Consider the following 21,161-nt stretch of genomic DNA (forward strand, 5'->3'; position numbering starts at 1 on the left):
CAAACGAGAAAATCATCCAACTGTTAGAACATCAAAAACCGAAAAAAACACCTCACGCAACTAGCAGGAGGTGTTTACAATAGGAGAAATCTTATCGTTTTTCATCAAATAACATATATCTAATTCGCCGAATATAATGAAGCGCAATATGACCGAGACATAAAATAAGCCCAATCATCGCAAGAATATAGATGGGCAGCATCAAACCAGGTACATAGTTTACGACAAATCCCAAACTAAACGCTGTCAGCATATATATGCTGATCAACCTCATCAATACCATTCGAAGCCCTCCCTTTCTACAATCACTTTAACATATTTTCCCTCCATTCTCATAATTGGCTTTAAAAAAGATGCGAATCCATTAAGACTTGCATCTTTTTTTACGTATTCAATTCACCTTTTTCGCCCGGGCTTCCTTCCACTGCTCAAGCTCCGAGACTGTTAGTAATTGATATCCTTGTTTGGTCAATTCTTTGATGATCGTGACAGCTGCGTTTGCAGAGGTGTCATAGATGTCGTGCATTAAGACGGTTTCTCCGCTAGACGCATGTGTGAGAATGTAGTTGGCGACGTATTGGCTGTTGCGATATTTCCAGTCTTCAGGATCTACGTCCCAAAGCGTGACTTTCATGTTGACAGCCTCGTTGATCTGCCTGTTTGTTCCACCATATGGCGGTCTAAAGTGAGTCGGTGTGAACCCGCCTGCTTTTTCAATGATTTGCTGTGTATCTTCTACTTGCTTGATGGCTTGTTTTAATGGCAGTCTTGTGAGTAAAGGATGACTATAGGAATGATTTCCGATTTCATTTCCACCTTTTCTGATTTCACCCAGCATATCAGGATAATATTGAACCCTGCTTCCTAATACAAAAAATGTCGCATGTCCTTTGTTTTCTTTTAAAGCTGTTAAGATTTTTGAGGTCGTTGATGGATTTGGTCCATCATCAAATGTAAGGGCAATGGCTTTTTGATTTGGGTTGAATACTCCCTGTTTTGGCAGTTTTACGATCTTTCTTTTTGCGATCGGTTCTTTTTTCTCGTTTTTGTTCTTTTCTTTATTGATGTATTCTGGCTTTAACATGCCTTTAAGCAGTGTTTTCTTAATCGCCAGCACTTGAGGGCCTTGTTTGTCTGGTGCAATTTGCCCTGCTGGGAAGTAGAATTCAATAAAACGATCTTTGATGGCAAAATACTGATAATGCTCTGCTTTAGGAGACGTTCCTTGTTTGAGCAAATGCTCGTTTTCAGCAAGAGAGCGATCTTTTTTCAACTCCTCAAATGTCATTTGAGACAGTTTTTGCAGACTTTTTTTCTTTGATAAAAATAGATCATCAATTGATAAAAACTGCTGTTTCTTGAAATCAAAATTGAATATCTTCGTTTCATGTGCGCCTTTTACTCCGCCTTTCCATTCATATGTATTGAATTTGATCGCAGCAGTTTGTTTGGCATAATGAGTAATCTCGTAATCTATGTTTAATTCGTATCGATGATCTTCATCGACATCACTTGCTTCACTAAACGATGTTTTGAATTTGTCCAGCGCTGTTTCTGCAAATCTTTTCATCTCTTGATCTAGCTTTTTTTGATGAAACACAGGATAGTTCACAGCATATCTCAAGTATCTCCCGTCATTCACGAGGGTCACAATTTCAACTTCTTTATAGCTCGCATCTGGTTCTACCTTCTTCTTCTCTGTCCCGCTTGCCTGCTGATTATGATAAAACGCAGCGATTCCGATGATCATCGCAAGTCCGCATAGGACGAGACTGACTTTCCATTTCATTGACACAATGATTCTCCTCTCGTGATGCCGTCATGCCTGAATGACGTGTGTTTGTAGGATAGACTTTGCATGCACCCTTTTTAGTTTGCAAATCACATAACTGTCACATTTTCGACACATTTTTAGAGAGGAATAAAAAAAGGACTTGATTTCTCAGTCCTTTGATTACTTTTGCATATATAGTTGAAATAATTTCGTTTCTTCATCAATGGAACGCGCTCGATCAAATGCCGCTCTGACCGTCTTTGTATTGTTCATGAGCTCGTACAGCATGGTCAGCACAAAAATAAATGCTGCATTCCCATCGATGTAATCGTCCGGTGCCGTATAAGATGTAGCTCCTGACTCTAAGAAAGCATCTGCTAAATTTTTCTCTCCTAGTGTGCAGCCTGTAGAGATGACATGAATTCCTTTTAAGGAGGCATACCGCTTGATTTCATCCACTCCAAAGGCAGTATCTCTAGGCTCCTCATCTTCGTAAACATCTTCCCCTAATTCAGGCAGGATAAATGCTCCTTCTTCACCGTGAAACGATAAAAGAAGGTAATCTATTTCACCTCTATTTCTGCCGGATAACACATGAATCAGATCATTCGGTCTTCCGATCCAATGCATATCGACTTTCACGCCGAAGTTTTCAAGTGCTGCACGCAGGGCAAAAGATTCCAGCTCACTATTGGGTCCTGCTGCTAATATGATACGCATGGCCTGTTGATCCACTTCTATCTCCTCCAGACTATGATAAAAATAAAACCATTTTTTCCTCATCTGCATATGTATCAGCCCATTTTAGCGCTTTTTCTTCGACAGCGTACGACTCAAATCCAACGGAGCGATAGAGGCGCTTGGCTGAGTGATTAGTTGTCACCACTGATAAATACATTTGCTCGATATCCTGCCGTTCTCGCGCAAAGGAAAGAGCTTTTGTCATCAAGGCCTGGCCTGCTCCTTCTCCGCGGGCACTAGGTGTTACATACATCGCTGTCAGATTCGCTCGATGCTTTAACTTCTGCAAGGTTTCTTGGATGAGCGTGACTGCCCCCACAAGCTGCCCTTGATGAAAAGCGCCAAAAGTCCACATAGATTGGGCCGAAGCAAAACGCGCTTTATATTTGTCCTTTGTATTGATTTGCTCTTCCTCATAGCTCATCGCAAAACCCTCTGGATTTAATCGCAGTGCTTCTAGTCTGAGTGCTGCATATTCTTCAGCATCATCTGGTGTTAACAATCGAATATTCAGAAAACCGCCTCCAAAAGAATGATGGATACTTCCAATTTTATCTTGAAAGAAGATTTTGATCAAAGGATATTGGTCCCTCTGCACATATCTCTTTACCTATATGCAAATTAGACTCGCTTTCCCACCTGTGAAAACAAGGTATTTCAGATCATGTTTACGTGTTTTATTCTAGCAAAAACGATTCTTTTCTCACTTATCTTTTCACCTTTTTTATATTAATCTATAACTAATTCATGAAAAAAATGAAAAAAAAGGATTGCGATAAACTAAAAGATATCTTAAGATAAAATAGTAATAAAAATACAAAAAAGGGAGGAATTTGATATGACAGAAACAAGAAATGATATCAAACTACATGTTCTTTTTGGTGCTTTAGCAGTAGGATTCCTTATGCTAGCTCTTTTTTCCTTCTCGCTACAAATGCTGCCCGTTGCTGATCTAGCAAAAGAATTTGGTATTCCAGGCAGTGTTGCAGCTGTTGTTCTGAACGTGGTTGAAGCGGGCGGGGCTGTTACAACAATTGTCTCCATTTTAACTGCTGTAGGATCAGGTGGTCTTTCTCTCATTGCAGCGGCTGGTAAAGAGACAATTCGTCAGTACCTTAAAAACGAAATTAAGAAAAAAGGCCGTAAAGCTGTTATTGCTTGGTAATTCAATTTTATGACCCAATAGAAGGAGACTTTGTTCTCCTTCTATTTAAATTTTTATGCAGGTGAGAAGATGTTATATCCATTATTATCACTACTTCTATCAATTAGAATGAAACAACAATATTCAAATCTAGCTCAGTTTATAATACGCAGGATTTCATTTTTCAAATCGTTTTCTTCTAAACAATACATATTATTTTCTTGCATTCTTGATACTTTATTCGGATGCCTGATTGTATTCGTTATTTATTCATATCTTTACTCTTCGGTCTATCAAATAGAATGGGAAAGTGCTTTTGTGATATTTTTGTTCCTTTTCTCTATTGTCAAAGGAATTGAATCTTATAGAAGAACGCATATTCTTCCTTTTGAAGAGTTAATACAGCTTGCACCTGTTTCCGCGAGACGCCTTTTTCAAACGCTTTTATTTTCAGAGTTGGTATGGCTTCTATTTACGAGCTTGAGTACTTATTTGATTTATTTTCTCTTTCAATATTTCATTGCTCAAACACATGACTGGATATTTTGGTTGAAGCATCTCAATGTTTTATTGACAGGCTTCTTACTTTTTATCGTCAGCAATAAGATATTTGGTGCTTACATCTATAACATTGTCGTAAAAAAAATTGGGATCATTCGTGTTCTTTTTTTCGCAAGCATCTCTTTACTTTTCTTCTTATTCGGAAGGGTTCTAATATCGAACGTTATTTTCCCTTTTTATCACACCTTCCGACAACTTTTTCAATCAATTTCTTCGCTTGCAGAAGATGCGTTTTGGATTACACTTTCAAACAACTTGGTGTCTTTATATCAGAATAATCTTCAGCAAATCCATCATGCTTTATTTTCACAGGATTCGGTATTTCTACAATTTCTAGCGCTTTTTACTTCACCTGTCACATTTTTCGTGGTGATATTAGCTGCAACACTCGTCATGAAGACTCCTGTTCGCTGGATTCCGACTGGGAAAGAGCATGATCAAAGCTCAAAACATTTTAGAGATTTATATTATTGGTACTTTCAAGCACTTGATAAAATTCAGGGCTCGCTGTTTCAAAAGAATATGTTGATTCAAAAAGACCTTAAGGTGTTAAAAGAAAAAAGGTGGTTGCTGTCTAAAGAGTTTTTTAATTATATGTTCATGTCATATGAAGCCTTCTTCTATGTCGGGGTTATGACAGGTTTGATCTCGCTTATTGATCATCAAGCTTTGCAAATTCAGATATTATTCACATTAAATGTGATGATTTTAGCTAATCAAACATATGAAATGAGAATGCTGACCCCTTCTATATTTTCTTTGAGTGCTGAAAAAAAGAATATTTGGCTCTATGAGCTTTCTCAAACATCTCTTATGCAGTTTTTCTTATCAAAAATCCAGTTATTTTATTGTTTATTTTCTATACCATCACTCTTTCTACTTTTCATTAATCTATCAATCATGAGTGTATATCACCTTTTTGATGTTCAGATGCTCATTCAATTGGTGGCATTGGGGATTGGCTTTTACATTTTTCCATTGATTCAGCTGTATTTGTTTCCATTCACAACAAAATTCAATTTTATTCACGAGCATGAAATAGGGACAACCAATGAAGAAATAGAAGTTATCGATAAAGGACAGGCCTTTGCAAGGAATTTTCTCGTGTTGCCTTTCATGTACTATATGATCTTGACCTCTTTTCTACCTATTTTGCAGCATTCTACAAGTCTCATAAGCGTTCTGTTTGCTTTATATTTTGTGATCGTTTCAGTGATTTGCTGGGTGTTATGCCGCAAGACCATCTATAAAGGGATTGAATATGTTGAAAAAAATAAGATGTTTTATATCGGAGAATAGACTGATTCTACGCCTCGGTTACCTCTACGCTGCTATCTTTATTGCAGCTGTGCTAATCGGAAGCCTTCTTCCTTATGATCAGATTCCTTATCTTAAAAAGGATGAAGAGATGTTTTTTCTATCTATTTTCTTAAACAATTTACAAGTTGGAATGGCGATATTAGGAATTGGAGCTTTTACAGGCGGCATCATGTCTGCAGGCATTCTTTTTTACAACGGCTACATTATCGGCAAACTCGTTCAGTATTTGATTGTCAATCACGAAGCGAAGCAGCTATTCACAGGACTCCTGCCTCATGCTTTCGTAGAAGTCCTTGGATTAATTCTGTTTTCAATCGTCAGCTCTTATCCTTTTATTTATCTCTATCGATTTATAAAAGGAGAAACAATTGAATTAAAAAAACTGACCCTAACTGTGCTTCAATTGATTTTTGCAGCAGCCATTCTTTTATTCATGGCATCTCTTTTAGAGCAATACGTTAGCCATGTACATCTACCATAGAAGAAAGGAGAATCTGGTTCCATGGAGCTACTTCTACGTCCTAAGCAATTTTTCAATCAGAATCAATCGATTAAAACCATTATAGGCCTTGTCTTACTATCATTATTTGTGTCGACTGTCTTTTTAACATTTTTTATTATTGATTTGTTAGTAGATGAACCTTTATCCACTGGGAAACAACTTGCCAGCATTGTTTTTATCTTTTTGCTGACAATCCCGCTTTATTTCATTTTAAATTTTCTCAGTACTGTCCTAACTTCTATTTATATGTATTTTTTTCATAAAGCTTTTATTTTACGCAAAATGTATCTTGTTATTTTGGTTTATAATGCATTTCTTTTATTAGTGAATAGTGCAGCGATCTATTGTGTGATGGTGTTACAATTAGATCACTATTTTCTCTTGATTCAAATAGTTTCCTTCTTATTCAACTTATATCTTTTACGGATCCTTTATGATGGAATTATTTACTATGCTGAAGGATCAAAAAAAGCTGCCTTAGCAACTGTGATCTTGTATATGCTTGTGACGACTGCGTTTGTTATTGGAGGATTCATCAATGGCTAAACTTCAAGTGTCTCAGCTATCTTTTCGCTATGAAACAACAGAAGAGAATTCTCCCCTTCTCGATCATGTGTCATTTGATCTGAAAGAAAGTGATCGAGCTTGTATTATTGGAAAGAACGGCAGCGGTAAATCGACACTTTTAAAGATCATCGCAGGTCTGCTTCCTTCAGCATCAGAAACGATTTTACTTAACGAGCAGCATCACCCTGGAACCGCTCAATATAAAAGTCTGGTAGCATACATCCCAGATAAACCTTTAGTCTATGATGCGCTCACTGGTTTCGAGCATATGGAGCTTATCCAGTCTTTATGGAAAATGAAAAAGTCGGAAAAGGTTTTATACAAAGAGACCTTTCTATCGCTTTGTGATACATTTGATTTAACTCATGCCCTAAAAATGCCTGTCAAACAGTATTCATTGGGCATGAGATATAAACTTTTCTTTAATTGTATGGTGGCAAGATCTCCAGAGCTGATCATTCTTGACGAGCCTTTTACCTCTCTTGATGAAGCCTCTCAAATACAATCGATTTCTTTATTAAAAAAAGAGTTCTCTCATCGATGTGTTTTATTTACAAGCCATCAGCGCTACCTTTATTCAGAGTTAGGAAATCGTTTCTTCCAGCTGGATCAGGGACAATTAAATGAAATGGAGCATTAGACATACAAAAGGCATCCCATAAAAGGATGCCCCCTTCATTACCACTTACAGCGCTTCACCGGACGGCAGCAAGGGTTTTTAATATCACTGCCGCAATCGTATTCTTCTACAATATACTCGTTATGAGTCGATTCAGTGACCGGATAGTAGTTTTCGATTCTTTTGATGTTTTTATTGACGTTTGTGATATGCGTTGGATGAATTTTTCTGATCGTTTGTTCATTCGTTCTTGTGTTGACAATTTGACGTGTGGGGAAAACAACCGTTTCGTCTCCTCCTTGGTTTCCTCTGCGAGGTCCAAAGAAGAAATCATCTAATCGATTTCGGCTCATCTTAACACCCCTTCAAGTTGTCTTTCACTTACACTCTATCGTATGTCAGAAGCACCTTTCGTGATTAGATGCATGTCTATTTTTAAAAAAATCCACTTTCTATCTATTTTTCTCTTTCTTTACAAAAGGACAATTTTAACATATTATACAAATGATATCTTACGAAGACAGGTCATCCATGAAAACAAAACATCAGCTCTTTTTATTCAATGCATTTTTTCCACTCATTATCAAATAAGAGGTGAACGATATGATCAACACGACACAGCCATTCGAACGAAACAAGCTAGACATTGCACTTGAACTAACTCAATTACATCTGAATCAATATCAAACAAACCATCCTGATCAGCTGAGTGAAATTTACGCGAAATATTACGCACTGCTTGAAGTGCTGGATTTGTCTTCCTATGATCAATTGATTGATTTACTGCCAAATGAGCTCAAACAGACGCTTGAGTAAAAAACCATCTACCCACATGGGATAGATGGTTTTCTTAAATTTATACACGTGCAGCCATATCGGTTTCGATTTGCTCTAAACTTCTTCCCTTTGTCTCGACTAGCACAAATCGGGTGAATAACAGCCCGATTAAGCAGATGACTCCGAATGAGGAGAAAATGACCCCAAAGCTGAATTGATCAGCCAGAATAGGGAAAACAAGTCCAACTGCTAATGATCCGGTCCAGTTAAAGGCAGAAGAGATACCTGCTCCGATGCCTCTGACAGAAAGCGGGAAGATTTCGCCGATGATGATCCAAGTGATCGGTGCCCACGAGAAGGCATAGCACAAAATAAAGCAGCAAAGTGAAATCAATGTCACCCAGTTTAAAATTCCTTCACTAACGCCAAGTGCCCCTAATGCGGCTGGAGCAAAGAAAGAAAGGGCCATGCCCGATCCCCCTACGGTGAGAATCGTTCGGCGGTCGAAGCGGTCAACAAATTGTAAAAAGATCACGGTCGTGACGACGAAAATGACACCGACAATGACTGTAAAACCTGCGGCGACCTGCGGCGCAAGACCTACATTCCGAGCGATACTCGTTGCATAATAGACAATGGAGTTCGCGCCTTGAATTTGCTGAAGGGTTGCCATTCCAACCCCAATGAAAAGAGCCATTCGGAATTTCTTTTGAAACAATTCACGAATTCCCGAGCGTTCTTCTTTGGCGACTTCTAAAATTTCCTGCATTTCTGATTCGATTTCTTCACGGGAAGAACGCAGTGATCCTAATACTTCCCGTGCTTTATGAGCCATTCCGTGTTTAATCAAATATCTCGGAGATTCAGGAAGCTTCAGCATGCCAATATAAAGCACGATCGCAAATAAAGCGGCACTTCCCAGCATCCAGCGCCAGCTGTCCGGGATGGGCTCAAACACAAACGCAACAATATAGCTGAGCAATAGACCCGTTACAATCATGAGCTGATTGAGCCCAGATAATTTCCCGCGAATTTTAGCAGGAGCGATTTCAGACATGTAAGCAGGAACCAAAGATGAAGCTGTTCCTACTGCTGTCCCTAAAAAGATTCGAGCGATGGTGAGTGAAATCTCTTCTGGTGCGACAGCTGATCCGATCGCCCCGACAAAAAAGATCACGGATGAGACCAAAATGAGTTTTCTGCGGCCAAATTTATCCCCTAAGAGACCGCTTAAGATGGAGCCAATGATGGCCCCGCCCATTAATGAAGAGACAACGATTCCAAGCCATAATGGGCTGAGCTGAAATTCTTCCTGAATATGTCCTTCCGCCCCTGCAATAATCCCAATATCATATCCAAATAAGATGCCTGCAAAGGACCCGAAAAAGAAGATAAATTTGCTTGACACTTTTTTCTCCAAGTGTATGACCCCCTCACTTAATTAACCGCTTTCATTTCACCCGGTGCTTCTACTGTAACCAGTAGAAGACCTTTCCCCCTTCTATAAAACCACATATTCTGCATTGACTAGCTTTGCAAAGTGAACAATTTGATCAACCTTTAAATTGAGAGACACGACTGTATGATGGCCCCCGCCTTCTTTAATCCATGCTTTGACGCCATCCTGAAAATTCGGTTTGATTTTCCACAATACACGCGCAACTGGTAAATGAGGTGCTGCTTCCTCTGGCTCAAAGGCTTCGACTTCTTGTATGAGCCATTTGAAATGTGTTCCAAAATCCGCTATAGAGACAACGACACCCTCGCCTGCTTTTCCATCAAACACAAGACGTGCTGGATCTTCCCGGTTTCCAATTCCAAGTGGAGACACGACAATGACAGGTTTTGTATGGGCGAGCGCTGGATCTACTTCCAGCATATGAGATTGCAGCACTGCTTCCTCTCCAGACGTCATTTCATATGTGTAGTCCTCCATAAACCCAGTGGATTGATGATGGCTCATCACTTTTAATAAGCGGTCCAGTGCGGCCGTTTTCCAATCACCTTCCCCAGCAAAGCCGTAGCCCTTTGCCATCAGTCGCTGTACCGCAAGTCCAGGCAGCTGCTTCATCCCATGTAAATCTTCAAAGTTTGTTGTAAAGGCATTATAGCCGCCTTCATCTAAGAAACGTTTGATGGCGATCTCATATCGCGCCTGCACCTTGACACTTTTTTCCCACTCTTCAACTGAATACGTTCCATAATTCACATCATATTGCGTTAAATACTCAGCAAATAATGCATCTACCTCTTCATCATCTACTGCATTTACATATTCGACGAGATCGCCTATTCCAAAGTAGTCAACGGTCCATCCTAATTGAATCTGTGCTTCGATTTTATCGCCTTCTGTCACAGCCACATGCCGCATGTTGTCACCAAACCGGGCTACTTTGATGTGAAAGCTCTCATGATAGGCAGCCGCAACATCCATCCAATCCGCAATTTGCTGCTGCACTTCCGGCTTTGACCAATGACCGGTCACAATTTGGTTTTGTTTATTTAAACGTGCATTAATATAGCCATATTCTCTGTCTCCATGTGCGGATTGGTGGAGATTCATATAGTCCATGTCGATCGTGTCCCACGGAATCTTTTCATAATATTGTGTAGCAAGATGCAAAAGAGGCTTTTGCAAAAGACTGGTGCCGCGTATCCACATTTTTGCTGGAGAAAATGTATGCATCCACGTCATCACACCGACAACTTCATCGCGATAATTGACCTCTTTCATAAGCTTTGTGATTTGATCGGCACTGACAGCCAGGTCCTGCAAGATCACTGGATAAGGAAGTAAACCGCTCTCATTTAAAGCATCCGTCATCTTTTGTGCATCTGCTTTTACTTTTTTCAGTGCTTCATCACCATATAAATGCTGTGACCCAACGATAAACCAAAACTCTTTTTTCAGGCTTGTTAACATAAATATCCCTCGTTTCTTTATCTTGAAGGTTTTTGTCCGTAATACGCATGCTTTCCATGTTTTCTTAAGTAATGTTTATCTAAAATTCGCTGCGGCAATGGCTCAGCAAATTCGTTCAATTGCTTGGCAAAAAGATTCATCTTGGCGACTTCATCTAAAATCACACTGTTTGTGACCGCACTTTTAGCATCCTTCCCCCATGTAAATGGACCATGCCCTTGAAGCAATACACCCGGCACCGCCATCACATCTAGGTTTCTTTTCTCAAACGTTTCGATGATCAGCTTGCCCGTTTCTACCTCATAACCCCGATTGACTTCTTCTTCTGTTAGAAAACGAGCGCACGGAACGGCGCCGTAAAATGTATCGGCATGTGTTGTGCCCATTGCTGGTAAATCAAGTCCTGCCTGCGCCCAAACGGTTGCCCACATGGAATGGCTATGTGAAATGCCGCCAATTTCCTCAAAGTGTTTGTAAAGAACTGCATGTGTAGCTGTATCTGACGAAGGACTCAATTCTCCTTCCACCACTTCACCATCAAAGTTCACCACGACCATATCTTTTGCTGATAGTTGGTCATACGCTATGCCGCTCGGCTTAATCACAAACAAACCAATGTCACGATCACATGCACTGACATTACCCCATGTAAATTTCACAAGTCCGTATTTTGGCAAATCTAAATTTGCTTGATACACTTCTTCTTTTAAGCGATCTAGCATACCGTCGTCACTCCTTTCTTTGGCATGAGATGCGCTACCGCCGCTTCTTCAATCGCAAGCCCATTTTGATAGCGCTTTAAAAATTCGTTAAAGCCTTTGACATCGAGTGGATCGGGCTCCATGAGCTCTTCTGATGTATGGGCAAATACGCGATGGGTGAGAAATTCAGCCAATGTTTGCTGCTGCTGATGGACCATATATGAAGCAAGGACAGCCATCCCAAATGCACCGCCTTCTCCGGCTGTTGAAACGACTGATACAGGTGTATTCAGTGCTGCGGCAACTATTTTTTGTCCAACGAGCGGTGTTTTAAATAATCCCCCATGCCCTAGTAAGCGGTCGATCACTACATGTTCCTGTTCCTTTAACCGGTCCATGCCTATTTTCATAGCACCAAAAGCAGAGAACAAATGGGTTCGCATGAAATTAGCGAGGTTAAAGCGGCTTTCAGGAGACCTGACAAAAAGAGGTCTTCCTTCTGGCAGTCTCGTAATATTTTCACCAGAGTAATAGCCATAGCTTAAGAGACCGCCGCCATCTTGATCTGCTTTTAAAGCTTGCTGCAATAAGGATTCGTATAACCTTTCTGACTCCACTTGCAGGCCAAGTGCTTCAAATGCCTCTCTGAATATATTCATCCAAGCGTTTAGGTCACTTGTACAGTTATTCGCATGAACCATGGCAACTGGCAGTCCATCCGGCGTCGTGACAAGATCCACTTCTGGATACACACCTTTTAGATCCTGCTCCAGCACAATCATGGCAAAAACCGACGTCCCAACAGAAATATTCCCGGTCCGTCTTTCTACACTGTTTGTCGCCACCATTCCCGTTCCAGCGTCACCTTCTGGCGGGCAAAATGGAATGCCTGGCTGCAAATGTTTTCCTTGATCTAAAATGGCTGCTCCTGCTGCCGTTAACACGCCAGCCTCCTCACCTGCTAAATAAACACGCGGCAGAAGATGACGAAGCTTCCATGGATAGCCTTTTTCTGCGATCAAGTCTTCAAATTGATGGAGCATTTCTTCATTGTAATCTTTCGTTTGTTCGTCAATTGGGAACATACCTGACGCATCCCCAATGCCAATGGCCTGCTTTCCGGTTAACAGCCAGTGAATATATCCTGACAAAGTGGTCATATATTCTAATCGGGATAGATGTTTTTCATCTTCTAATACCGCTTGATACAAATGGGCAATGCTCCATCTTTCTGGAATATGAAATTGAAATACGTCTGTCAGCTTTTGACTCGCCTCGATGGTCGTTCCGTTCCGCCATGTTCGGAACGGAACGAGAACCTCTCCTGTATGATCACATGCCACATAGCCATGCATCATCGCTGATACCCCGATTGAGCCAATGGTTTGAATGGTCACACCATACTTTTGCTCGGCCTGTTCTTTCATCTCTCGATACGCCACTTGCAGACCTGTAATGATATCAATTAAGTTGTACGTCCATATTCCATCTTGGAGAAAACTTTCCCATTCATATGCACCTTGTGCAATTGGCTGAAATTCCTCATCTATTAAAATCGCTTTAATTCGTGTTGAACCAAATTCAATGCCTAAAGATGTCCGTCCTTCTTTCAAGGCTTTGGCCGTCTCTTTGTGATCCACTCTACGTTCACCCCCATTTTTGATAGCGGTTTCAATTTTCTTTTTCTAGATTCATTGATTCTCTGGTACAATCACAATATAATATTTGTACGTACATATGTCAATAATAAATATAGTTGTACATACATAATGCGACAAAAACTTTCATTTTTTCTGAAGGGGTCATAACAGAAAAGGGAAGCGCCTGTTTTTGATCCGACAACCATGTTAAAATATGTCCATACAATTTCTTCTCAATCCGAGTAGATGATCAACTGAGAAAGAAGTGAAACGATGAAAAAGAAGTACCAGATCATTATTGATGATATAAAAAGCAAAATACTCACAGGGGATTATCGGATCGGGGAGCGTATTCCAACCGAATCAAGCCTGCAAGACATGTATCAAGTGAGCAGACATACAGTTCGAAAAGCCATTTTGGAATTGTCCAGCGAAGGATTTTTGCGCAGCGAAAAAGGTTCAGGCACATTTGTGACCAATCAATATCAAACAAAACCTGCGGGACATGCACATATGAAAACGATTGGTGTCATTACAACATACATATCCGATTACATTTTTCCTTCTATCATTCGAGGCATTGAAAGCCGTTTAAACGAAGAGAACTATTCCTTGTTACTGGCAAGTACAAATAACGATGTTGAGCAGGAGAAAAAAGCGCTTGAAATGATGCTGTCGTTTGGTGTGGACGGACTTATCGTCGAGCCGACGAAAAGCAATTTATATAACCCAAACATCTCGTACTATTTATCCTTTAAAGAACAGGATGTACCGCTCATTATGATCAATGCCTATTATGAGCAGTTAGAGGTTCCTTTTCTCTGTTTGGATGATGTAAAATCCAGCTATTTAGCCACAAAAGAGCTGATCACCTCTGGACATCAGCAAATTGGGCTTATTTCAAAAACAGATGATTTACAGGGAAAATATCGGATGAAGGGCTATATTCAGGCGCTAGGTGAAGCAAAGCTTAATTTCCTGCCTGAGCATGTGCTTTTTTTCGATACAGAATCGAAGCAGCATTTAGGGGAGCAAATTTCCACATTCCTGATGGCGCACAGGCATGAGCTGACTGCCCTTGTTTGCTATAACGATGAGGTGGGTTTAGAAGTAGCCAATGTATGCAGCGAAATCGGGCTGTCCATTCCAGATGATCTCTCGATTATTGGACAGGATAATTCATATATCGCCCAGAAAAATGCCCATGTGAAGCTGACAACACTGACCCATCCTCAGGAGCAAATGGGCCGGGATGCAGCTGACTGGATGATTAAAAAAGTACAAGGAAAAAAGAATCTCCCTGATCAAACGTTTTACGAGCCTGAATTGGTTCCAGGTGAAACGATCAAACGAATAAAATGAGCCCCTACTCCAAGTGGCTCATTTTATTTTAGATTCCAGCATATCCAGCAGATCATACGCTATACGATCGGGAGAGTCTTGCGTGATTCGATTACGGTAGTTGGATAAAACGACCACGCCTGTTTTTGAATGCGGGCGGAAGCCCATGAAACTGGAGAATCCAGACGTCGCCCCATTATGGCAAATGAGTCCTGTGTCATCGATGACCCAGCCGAGTCCCATTGACATGTTCCTGCCCATATCCCGTCTTGGTTCATGCGTGATTTTCCAAAAAGAATCCGCATCTGCGTGTAGATGGCTAGAGAGAAATGACAATAAATCTGTGATGGTCGAGCGAATAGCGCCAGCTCCTTGATAGTCAAGCATATGAAGCGGCGGAACCTCTTTTCCATTTTCCCGATGCCCTAAGATCATCTTTGCTTCTACATTATCCTTAATCGTAATAAAGGTACTTGATAGATGAAGCTCATCCACGATATATTCCATCAATAGCTGTTCATATGTTTTGTGACGAGACCAGCCCATGATTAAACCAAGCAGCCCCATACCCACATTGGAATAACGAGATGGAAAGCTTTTTGGCTGATTCCACTTTTTCGAATTTAACAGTTTCATTAATTCATCGAGTGAATACTGACAGAACATATCTCTTCTCACTTTAGGAAGGAAGCATAGCTGCAAATCTCTAAGAAGACGATGCGGAGGAAGACCAGACGTATGGGTTGCCAGCTGCTCTATTTGAATGGGGTGATTCTTTCGAATGTGAGGACAATACAGAGAAATCGAATTATCGAGTTTCATCTGCCCTTTTTGCATCATGCTTGCCAATATACTTGTCGTAAAGACTTTTGAAATCGAGCCAATCTCAAAAATGACATCCTCTGGCTGCACTCGCTTTTGTATAGGGTGATCCCCGAAATGAAAGACATGCGTTTCCCCTTGATGAATCAGTCCGATCACAAGCAGCGCCTCCTTCTTTTTCTCTGTATAAGAGGAAGCGATTCTCTGTACTTCTTGTTTGAGCGTCATTCATTCCCCTCCTTTCTCTTCGTTTTGATGTGGGATCAATTGATCAAGCTTTTCATAAATCGATGTCAATGTGGAGATCTCATCGAAGGATAATGCTGAATAATATTTTTCAATAATCGCAAGCTCTACCTTTCGCATATTCTCAAGGTACGTTTTTGCCTTCTCAGAAAGTTCAACATGCAATTCCCTCCGGTTATTCGGGTTAATGCTGCGGCGAATCCATTCTTTTTTTTCAAGCGTGTTTAACAATTGACTCACTGCACTTTGAGTGATCCCTAATTGCTGGGCAATTTGAATAGGAGAACTTCCCCCTTTCTGCTCAATAAAATTTAGTACAATATGCTGCTTATCGGTTAACTCATCTACAAATAATTCTTCAAACTCTAATCGGAGCTTTTGATGGATGCGGGCTTCGATATTGTTTAGCTCTTGAATCATAGCTGTTTTGGATGTCACTTTTATCACCTTCATAATTAAGATAACTTAAGTATAAAGCAACCTTTATATTAAAACAAGAAAAAATCCCCATCTTTTAGAAAGATAGGGAACTTGCCTATTACGCTTCTTCTTTAGGGGTAGGCACCGCACATACGCCATCTGCACATGCTGCTTCAAATGAATTGGCAGACGCTTTCTCTGCTTGAGCTGCTTCCTCTGTCCAAGCTGTTTCAAGTGCGCGCAGGAACGTATCGGCCGGCTGCGCACCTGCAACTGAATACTTGTCATTGATCAAGAAAAACGGAACAGCATTGATACCAAGCTGTCTCGCTTCTTGTTCATCTTTTCGGACATGATCGGCAAATGCTTCGCTGCCCAAAACTTGCTGTACTTCCTTCTCATCAAGACCTGCTTTTTCTGCAATTTGTAAAAGGGTTTGACGATCACCAACATGCTTTCCATTTGTAAAATACGCTTGAAACAGTTCTCCCATGACGAAATCGCCTTTCCCCATTTGACCAGCATATTGTGCCAATCGATGAGCATCAAAGGTGTTGGTCAACACGAGCGCATCAAATTGAAAATCGATCCCTTTCTCTTTGCCGGCCTGCTTCACCTGCTCATTCATCGCCATGGCCTGGCTGCGGCTCATGCCATATTTTTTGACGAGCATATCATGAACGTCATAATCGACTTGAGCAGGTGCATGTGGATCAAGCTCAAAGCTTTTAAACTCTATCTCTACCTGGTCCTTCTCTGGGAATTGTTCTAGCGCTGTTTCCAGCTGTTTTTTTCCTATATAACAAAAAGGACAGGCGATATCTGACCAAATTTGTACTTTCATTTTCATCTTCCTTCCGTGTTTACGCTTTTTCTTTAACGATGTAACTATTATAGTTACATCAAATCGGTTATGTCAAGATTCTGGGCTTGATTGAAATGAAAAAGCCTCTCCTTTTAAGAAAGGAAAGGCGTTGAAAATGACTATTCTAAATTTGCATGGTGACCGTACATTGTATGTGTATCGAGCTCTTTCATTTCCATTAACCGCAAAATGACCGCATCGTATGTCAAAAGAAGCAGCTGCTCAAATAGTGAACCCATTGGCTGAATGGTATGATGACTTCCTTCCTGTTGATCCTTTGGTGCACCTGACAATAAGATGATTTCATCTGCTAGATCAGCTATTGGTGACTCAGTTGAAAGCGTGAAAGCTGCCACTTTTCCGCCAATTGCTTTTGCTTTTTTTGCAAGGACAAGCAAGGTCTCTGTTCGACCAGAGCCGCTCCCCACAATCAAGAGATCCTCTTCTGTAAAGGAAGGCGTATTCGTTTCTCCAATGACATAAGCCTTGACGCCAATATGCGTAAGTCTCATCGCAAACGATTTTCCCATCAAACCAGACCTGCCTGCACCTGCCACAAAGACTTTTTGTGCAGATAGAATACTTGTGACCAGGCGCTCTGCTTGTTCGTCTTGAATGGCTGACGAATGCTCAGAAAGCTCATTTAAAATGGCTTTCACATAGTCGCTGGTCTTCATGATTGTTCGATCAGCTGCTTCATTTGTGCCGCTACTTCTGCTTTATTGTCCTGGCTTGCGATACCGCCGCCGACAATGATTAAATCAGGGTTTAATTTCACGACTTCAGGTAACGTATCAAGCTTAATTCCGCCTGCAATCGCTGTTTTTGCCTGCTTAACGACTTGTTTAATTGTCATAAGGTCAGCAAATGAGTTTTGACCAACCGCTTGCAGGTCATAGCCTGTATGCACACAAATATAATCGACTCCAAGCGCATCCAGCTCTTTTGCCCGGCCTGCGATATCTTTGATGCCAATCATATCAACTAAAATTTGTTTTCCTCTTGCTTTCGCTTCTTTCACCGCTCCTTGAATGGACATATCTTCTGCCGCTGCAAGAATGGTGACGATATCTGCTCCTGCTTCGGATGCCTGCTGCACTTCATAGCCGGCAGCATCCATAATCTTCAGATCAGCGAGTACACGTAAATTCGGAAAAGCCTTCTTGACTTCTTTTACAGCACGAAGCCCTTCGTTAATCACAACAGGTGTCCCAATTTCGACCACATCAATGGATGCTTCTACTTCTTTGATCAGCTCAATTGCTTCTGGTATATTCACTAAATCTAATGCTAATTGTAATTTCATGAACGTTCACTCCCGTTTTTTCATCTCATCTTCAAGAGCTCCGTGGATAGGGCTTCTTGAACGATGAAATGAGTATAACAACAGGATGGACGCAATCCAAGTACGCACTTTTTTTTTACATACTATACTTTTCCGCATATGGTTACAAAAAAGATACTGTCTTTTGGCCAGTATCTCAGCGTAAAGACAAAGGGCTAAAATAAAGTTATTTTAGCCCTTTGCCTACAATCGGTAGTCTTTCTATTTATCATCTTTTAAAAAATTACTGTCGAGATACTGTTTTCCCCAATCATACATCGCCTCTAAAATCGGCATTAAGCTTTCTCCTAGTTCTGTGAGAGAATACTCAACCTTTGGCGGGACGACAGGATAAACCTCCCGGTGCACAATGTGATCTTCCTCTAATTCTCTTAGCTGATTGACAAGCATTCTTTGCGTAATCCCAGGCATTAACGACTTTAACTCACCAAAACGTTTTGTCCCTTCTCTGCCAAGGTGCCATAAAATCAGCATTTTCCACTTACCGCCGATAATATTCAGCGTCAGCTCTTTTTCGCAATTGAACACTTTATTTTCCATTCGTGATGACAACAACATACACTCCTTTAATTTCAAACCATTTACGCTTTATCATATACTGCGGCAAAATGAATAGCCAAGCATACGGTCTTCGTTATTGATTTTGTTTTTTGACAAAAGCCATCACAGCCTCTGTCATTTTTTGTGCTTCTTTTGGCGCTCTGTCTGATCCAAACCATTTGTTCAGATCACTATGGCTTAACGTATGAACCCGAAAAACAAACCGAGAGCCTTTATCATGGTTCAGTTTTTCTGCAAATCGGTACACCTCAGGATTTTCCCAGCCCGTGACCAAATAGACAGGAGGTACATTCGCTTGATTCATATAAGTGACAGGTGATGCCTTTGTCCAATTTTTCTCTTGTTTGCCAAAGACTTTTTTATACGATGGGATGGCTTGTATAAATTGATTGAGGTTTAACGGTCCGTCTAGAACAACAATGGAATTGATCGATTTTGGCGACAGCCCCACACGTTTTAAGTAAGTCGAATCTGTAGCAACCAGCGCCGTCAAATGACCGCCCGCTGAGTGACCCATGACGTTGATTTTTGATGAATCGATTTGATATTCATCCGCATGATCCTTGACCCATTTAATGGCGTTTGCCGTATCATCTGCCATCTGCTCATAGTTGGCATCAGGGTGAAGCCTGTAATTCATCGAAACAAACACATACCCTTGACCAGTAAAATAATCAGCCTTTGAAGCAACTCTATTCTTATCTCCGCCTGTCCAGCCTCCGCCATGGAGATAGATCATGACTGGATGCTTCTTCTTTTTGTCTTTATCTTTGCCCTTTGGCATGTACATATCGAGTGTTTGCTGTTTGTTTTGTGTGTCTGCGTAATGGATGTTTGTTGTCGGCTTAGGCTGGTTGAAACGGAACACAAAGAATGCGCAAACCAATAAGCCAGCGATGACAACTACAAATAAGAGCCATTTCAAGATTCGATTCAAAGTCATTGCACCTTTCTGTGTTGGGATGGGGAAGCACGAGTAGCAGATATGTAGAGAAACTAGCACGATTCATTCGATACTAGATTCATATAGGAAGTGTAAAGCAATACAATTGATCAAGTCGTAATATTCATTATACCCCTTAAAGTGGTGAAATTCATTGATTTGCTCTAGAGGGTTGATATCGAAATCAGGGATTTGTTTCTGGATTTTTCATCTAAAAACCATGTCATAGTTTATCCTCCAAGAGGTTATTGTATAAATGCAATGATTCGTTTTCTTGTTTCTTCATGGTACTGGACATAGGAATGTAATAAAGGATACGATTCAAGGACGTGTTGAAATGATTTGATTTGAGGGTATTGCTCTTCAAATGACTGACGCAGCACGTTTAACTGTTTTTTTGGAATTCGTTTATGATCGATCACATAACTTAAGCTGCCTGTCACAAGAGTGAAAAATTCATAAAAATCATCGGACCACATACCAGTTTCCTCCTCAAAAAATACGATATCTTCTGGATAAGTGGAATGAAAAAAATATTGATAGCGCTGCTTCAAATCATTGATTAATGCTGTTTTATCTTGGCTGATGTTCATGGCCTTATGCTCCTTTTATATATAGACATTACTGATAATCATTTCTTTGTCTATCATTAGTAATTGATACTTCCTAATTTAAACCACAAGTACCATTACGGATAATTTGATAGCAATTGACTGAAATATTCATTGAATGTTTTTTGATCCTTCAATAACAGTTCTAACCAATTTGCTAAATCAGGATGATCCAGTGGTTTCCATCCTTCTTCTAATAAAATATTTTGGGGACACTCTTTTTTTGATACCATACCTATTATACAAATTTCCAAATCTCTATCTGCTAGAATCGCCCACTGCAAAGAACGGGATAACCAAACCACTATGTTTGAGTTCGTAATTATATTATCAGCTATAGAACCTTTTGGGTGCGTCCATAGTGCATTTACATAATCCTCACCTGAAATGTTCACACTCGCTTTCAGCCAATGATAATAACCAAACTCCTTCAAATAGTAATCAACTGGATCTGGCTTAAGGACTGCAGTCAAAAATTCTCTATCACGTGTTGAATTTGATAACTCCTTGATTGTTGGTAAAATATCATCACTTAATGCCCAATCAAACTCTTGAAACAAAAAACAATCAAAATTCTTACGGAAGACTTGCTGTGGCAGCCCTTTATTTTGATCAAATACATGATCCCTAAATTCTGATAGAACCTGAATTCTTTTTCTGAACGAACAAATAAGGGCTCAGGCTGGTTCAAGCAAAAAGCCTCCTTCTCATGTGATATCACTATCATTTTCCTAAAAC

General features: G+C 40.4%; 25 protein-coding genes. 7 read left to right on the plus strand and 18 right to left on the minus strand.

Going from position 1 to position 21,161, the window contains the following annotated elements; genetic code table 11:
• Positions 1-91 precede the first annotated feature (91 nt).
• The 4 genes from MHB69_RS11850 to MHB69_RS11865 all read right to left on the minus strand — a co-directional run bounded on the left by MHB69_RS11850 (position 92) and on the right by MHB69_RS11865 (position 3,092).
• The gene (locus tag MHB69_RS11850) at positions 92-283 is read right to left on the minus strand and encodes a hypothetical protein (RefSeq protein WP_034280052.1); all 192 of its coding nucleotides are present in this window, start codon (positions 281-283) and stop codon (positions 92-94) included.
• 108 nt (positions 284-391) lie between these two features.
• Positions 392-1,795 carry a polysaccharide deacetylase family protein gene (locus MHB69_RS11855; RefSeq protein ID WP_342495581.1) on the minus strand — a complete coding sequence of 468 codons (1,404 nt, stop codon included), beginning with the start codon at positions 1,793-1,795 and terminating at the stop codon, positions 392-394.
• A 159-nt stretch (positions 1,796-1,954) separates the two neighbouring features.
• Positions 1,955-2,509, minus strand: a complete 555-nt coding sequence (locus tag MHB69_RS11860; protein WP_211043215.1) for a delta-aminolevulinic acid dehydratase — start codon at positions 2,507-2,509, stop codon at positions 1,955-1,957.
• 16 nt (positions 2,510-2,525) lie between these two features.
• Positions 2,526-3,092, minus strand: a complete 567-nt coding sequence (locus MHB69_RS11865; RefSeq protein WP_313960052.1) for a GNAT family N-acetyltransferase — start codon at positions 3,090-3,092, stop codon at positions 2,526-2,528.
• A gap of 261 nt (positions 3,093-3,353) precedes the next feature.
• On the opposite strand from MHB69_RS11865, the gene MHB69_RS11870 reads away from it, so the two are divergent.
• From MHB69_RS11870 to MHB69_RS11890, 5 genes are all read left to right on the plus strand, one after another.
• Positions 3,354-3,680 carry an uberolysin/carnocyclin family circular bacteriocin gene (locus tag MHB69_RS11870; RefSeq protein ID WP_342495582.1) on the plus strand — a complete coding sequence of 109 codons (327 nt, stop codon included), beginning with the start codon at positions 3,354-3,356 and terminating at the stop codon, positions 3,678-3,680.
• A gap of 933 nt (positions 3,681-4,613) precedes the next feature.
• The gene (locus tag MHB69_RS11875; RefSeq protein ID WP_231122779.1) at positions 4,614-5,519 is read left to right on the plus strand and encodes a hypothetical protein; all 906 of its coding nucleotides are present in this window, start codon (positions 4,614-4,616) and stop codon (positions 5,517-5,519) included.
• Positions 5,482-6,021, plus strand: coding sequence for a stage II sporulation protein M (locus MHB69_RS11880; protein ID WP_241770699.1), 540 nt, complete (start codon positions 5,482-5,484; stop codon positions 6,019-6,021). The genes MHB69_RS11875 and MHB69_RS11880 overlap by 38 nt, the downstream gene beginning before the upstream one ends.
• A 21-nt stretch (positions 6,022-6,042) precedes the next feature.
• Positions 6,043-6,588, plus strand: a complete 546-nt coding sequence (locus MHB69_RS11885; protein WP_041086311.1) for a hypothetical protein — start codon at positions 6,043-6,045, stop codon at positions 6,586-6,588.
• A complete protein-coding gene (locus MHB69_RS11890) occupies positions 6,581-7,249 on the plus strand; it encodes an ABC transporter ATP-binding protein (RefSeq protein ID WP_101676854.1) in 669 nt (222 codons plus the stop codon). Before MHB69_RS11885 ends, MHB69_RS11890 begins: the two co-directional genes overlap by 8 nt.
• A gap of 38 nt (positions 7,250-7,287) precedes the next feature.
• On the opposite strand, the gene MHB69_RS11895 is transcribed toward MHB69_RS11890, so the two are convergent.
• Complete coding sequence (locus MHB69_RS11895; protein WP_024423071.1) at positions 7,288-7,581, minus strand: spore coat protein; 294 nt, start codon at positions 7,579-7,581, stop codon at positions 7,288-7,290.
• Positions 7,582-7,831: 250 nt separating this feature from the next.
• Here MHB69_RS11895 and MHB69_RS11900 point away from each other — a divergent pair, with 250 nt between their 5' ends.
• Entirely contained in the window at positions 7,832-8,044 is a 213-nt protein-coding gene (locus MHB69_RS11900) for a hypothetical protein (RefSeq protein WP_024427922.1), read from the plus strand.
• Between the two features lie 40 nt (positions 8,045-8,084).
• Here the strand turns inward: MHB69_RS11900 and MHB69_RS11905 are convergent, their stop codons facing one another.
• The 4 genes from MHB69_RS11905 to MHB69_RS11920 all read right to left on the minus strand — a co-directional run bounded on the left by MHB69_RS11905 (position 8,085) and on the right by MHB69_RS11920 (position 13,269).
• A complete protein-coding gene (locus tag MHB69_RS11905) occupies positions 8,085-9,425 on the minus strand; it encodes a sugar porter family MFS transporter (RefSeq protein ID WP_034280034.1) in 1,341 nt (446 codons plus the stop codon).
• Positions 9,426-9,506: 81 nt separating this feature from the next.
• Positions 9,507-10,928, minus strand: a complete 1,422-nt coding sequence (gene araA, locus MHB69_RS11910) for an L-arabinose isomerase (RefSeq protein WP_211043211.1) — start codon at positions 10,926-10,928, stop codon at positions 9,507-9,509.
• A gap of 17 nt (positions 10,929-10,945) precedes the next feature.
• Positions 10,946-11,650: an L-ribulose-5-phosphate 4-epimerase gene (locus MHB69_RS11915; RefSeq protein WP_340890077.1), complete on the minus strand. Its 705-nt coding sequence runs from the start codon at positions 11,648-11,650 to the stop codon at positions 10,946-10,948.
• On the minus strand, positions 11,644-13,269 hold the full coding sequence (locus MHB69_RS11920; protein ID WP_340890080.1) for an FGGY-family carbohydrate kinase: 1,626 nt from the start codon (positions 13,267-13,269) through the stop codon (positions 11,644-11,646). The genes MHB69_RS11915 and MHB69_RS11920 overlap by 7 nt, the downstream gene beginning before the upstream one ends.
• Positions 13,270-13,542: 273 nt before the next feature.
• On the opposite strand from MHB69_RS11920, the gene MHB69_RS11925 reads away from it, so the two are divergent.
• Positions 13,543-14,631, plus strand: coding sequence for a GntR family transcriptional regulator (locus tag MHB69_RS11925; protein ID WP_025092855.1), 1,089 nt, complete (start codon positions 13,543-13,545; stop codon positions 14,629-14,631).
• Positions 14,632-14,649: 18 nt separating this feature from the next.
• Here MHB69_RS11925 and MHB69_RS11930 read toward each other — a convergent pair whose 3' ends face one another.
• The 9 genes from MHB69_RS11930 to MHB69_RS11970 form a co-directional block, all read right to left on the minus strand.
• Positions 14,650-15,660: a serine hydrolase gene (locus MHB69_RS11930; protein ID WP_034280022.1), complete on the minus strand. Its 1,011-nt coding sequence runs from the start codon at positions 15,658-15,660 to the stop codon at positions 14,650-14,652.
• Positions 15,661-16,116: a MarR family transcriptional regulator gene (locus tag MHB69_RS11935; protein WP_051627316.1), complete on the minus strand. Its 456-nt coding sequence runs from the start codon at positions 16,114-16,116 to the stop codon at positions 15,661-15,663.
• Positions 16,117-16,216: 100 nt separating this feature from the next.
• Positions 16,217-16,942, minus strand: a complete 726-nt coding sequence (locus MHB69_RS11940) for a DsbA family oxidoreductase (protein WP_342495583.1) — start codon at positions 16,940-16,942, stop codon at positions 16,217-16,219.
• 140 nt (positions 16,943-17,082) lie between these two features.
• Positions 17,083-17,640, minus strand: coding sequence for a 6-phospho-3-hexuloisomerase (gene hxlB, locus MHB69_RS11945; RefSeq protein WP_342495584.1), 558 nt, complete (start codon positions 17,638-17,640; stop codon positions 17,083-17,085).
• On the minus strand, positions 17,637-18,269 hold the full coding sequence (gene hxlA, locus MHB69_RS11950; protein WP_342495585.1) for a 3-hexulose-6-phosphate synthase: 633 nt from the start codon (positions 18,267-18,269) through the stop codon (positions 17,637-17,639). Before hxlA ends, hxlB begins: the two co-directional genes overlap by 4 nt.
• 240 nt (positions 18,270-18,509) lie before the next feature.
• Complete coding sequence (locus MHB69_RS11955) at positions 18,510-18,866, minus strand: winged helix-turn-helix transcriptional regulator (protein ID WP_029708013.1); 357 nt, start codon at positions 18,864-18,866, stop codon at positions 18,510-18,512.
• Positions 18,867-18,942: 76 nt separating this feature from the next.
• The gene (locus MHB69_RS11960) at positions 18,943-19,812 is read right to left on the minus strand and encodes an alpha/beta hydrolase (RefSeq protein ID WP_342495586.1); all 870 of its coding nucleotides are present in this window, start codon (positions 19,810-19,812) and stop codon (positions 18,943-18,945) included.
• A 245-nt stretch (positions 19,813-20,057) separates the two neighbouring features.
• A complete protein-coding gene (locus MHB69_RS11965) occupies positions 20,058-20,405 on the minus strand; it encodes a YxiJ family protein (protein ID WP_342495587.1) in 348 nt (115 codons plus the stop codon).
• A 95-nt stretch (positions 20,406-20,500) separates the two neighbouring features.
• A complete protein-coding gene (locus MHB69_RS11970; RefSeq protein WP_342495588.1) occupies positions 20,501-20,983 on the minus strand; it encodes a hypothetical protein in 483 nt (160 codons plus the stop codon).
• Between the last annotated feature and the right edge of the window lie 178 nt (positions 20,984-21,161).

Source organism: Bacillus sp. FSL K6-0994 (assembly GCF_038630815.1).
Lineage (GTDB): Bacteria > Bacillota > Bacilli > Bacillales > Bacillaceae > Bacillus > Bacillus safensis.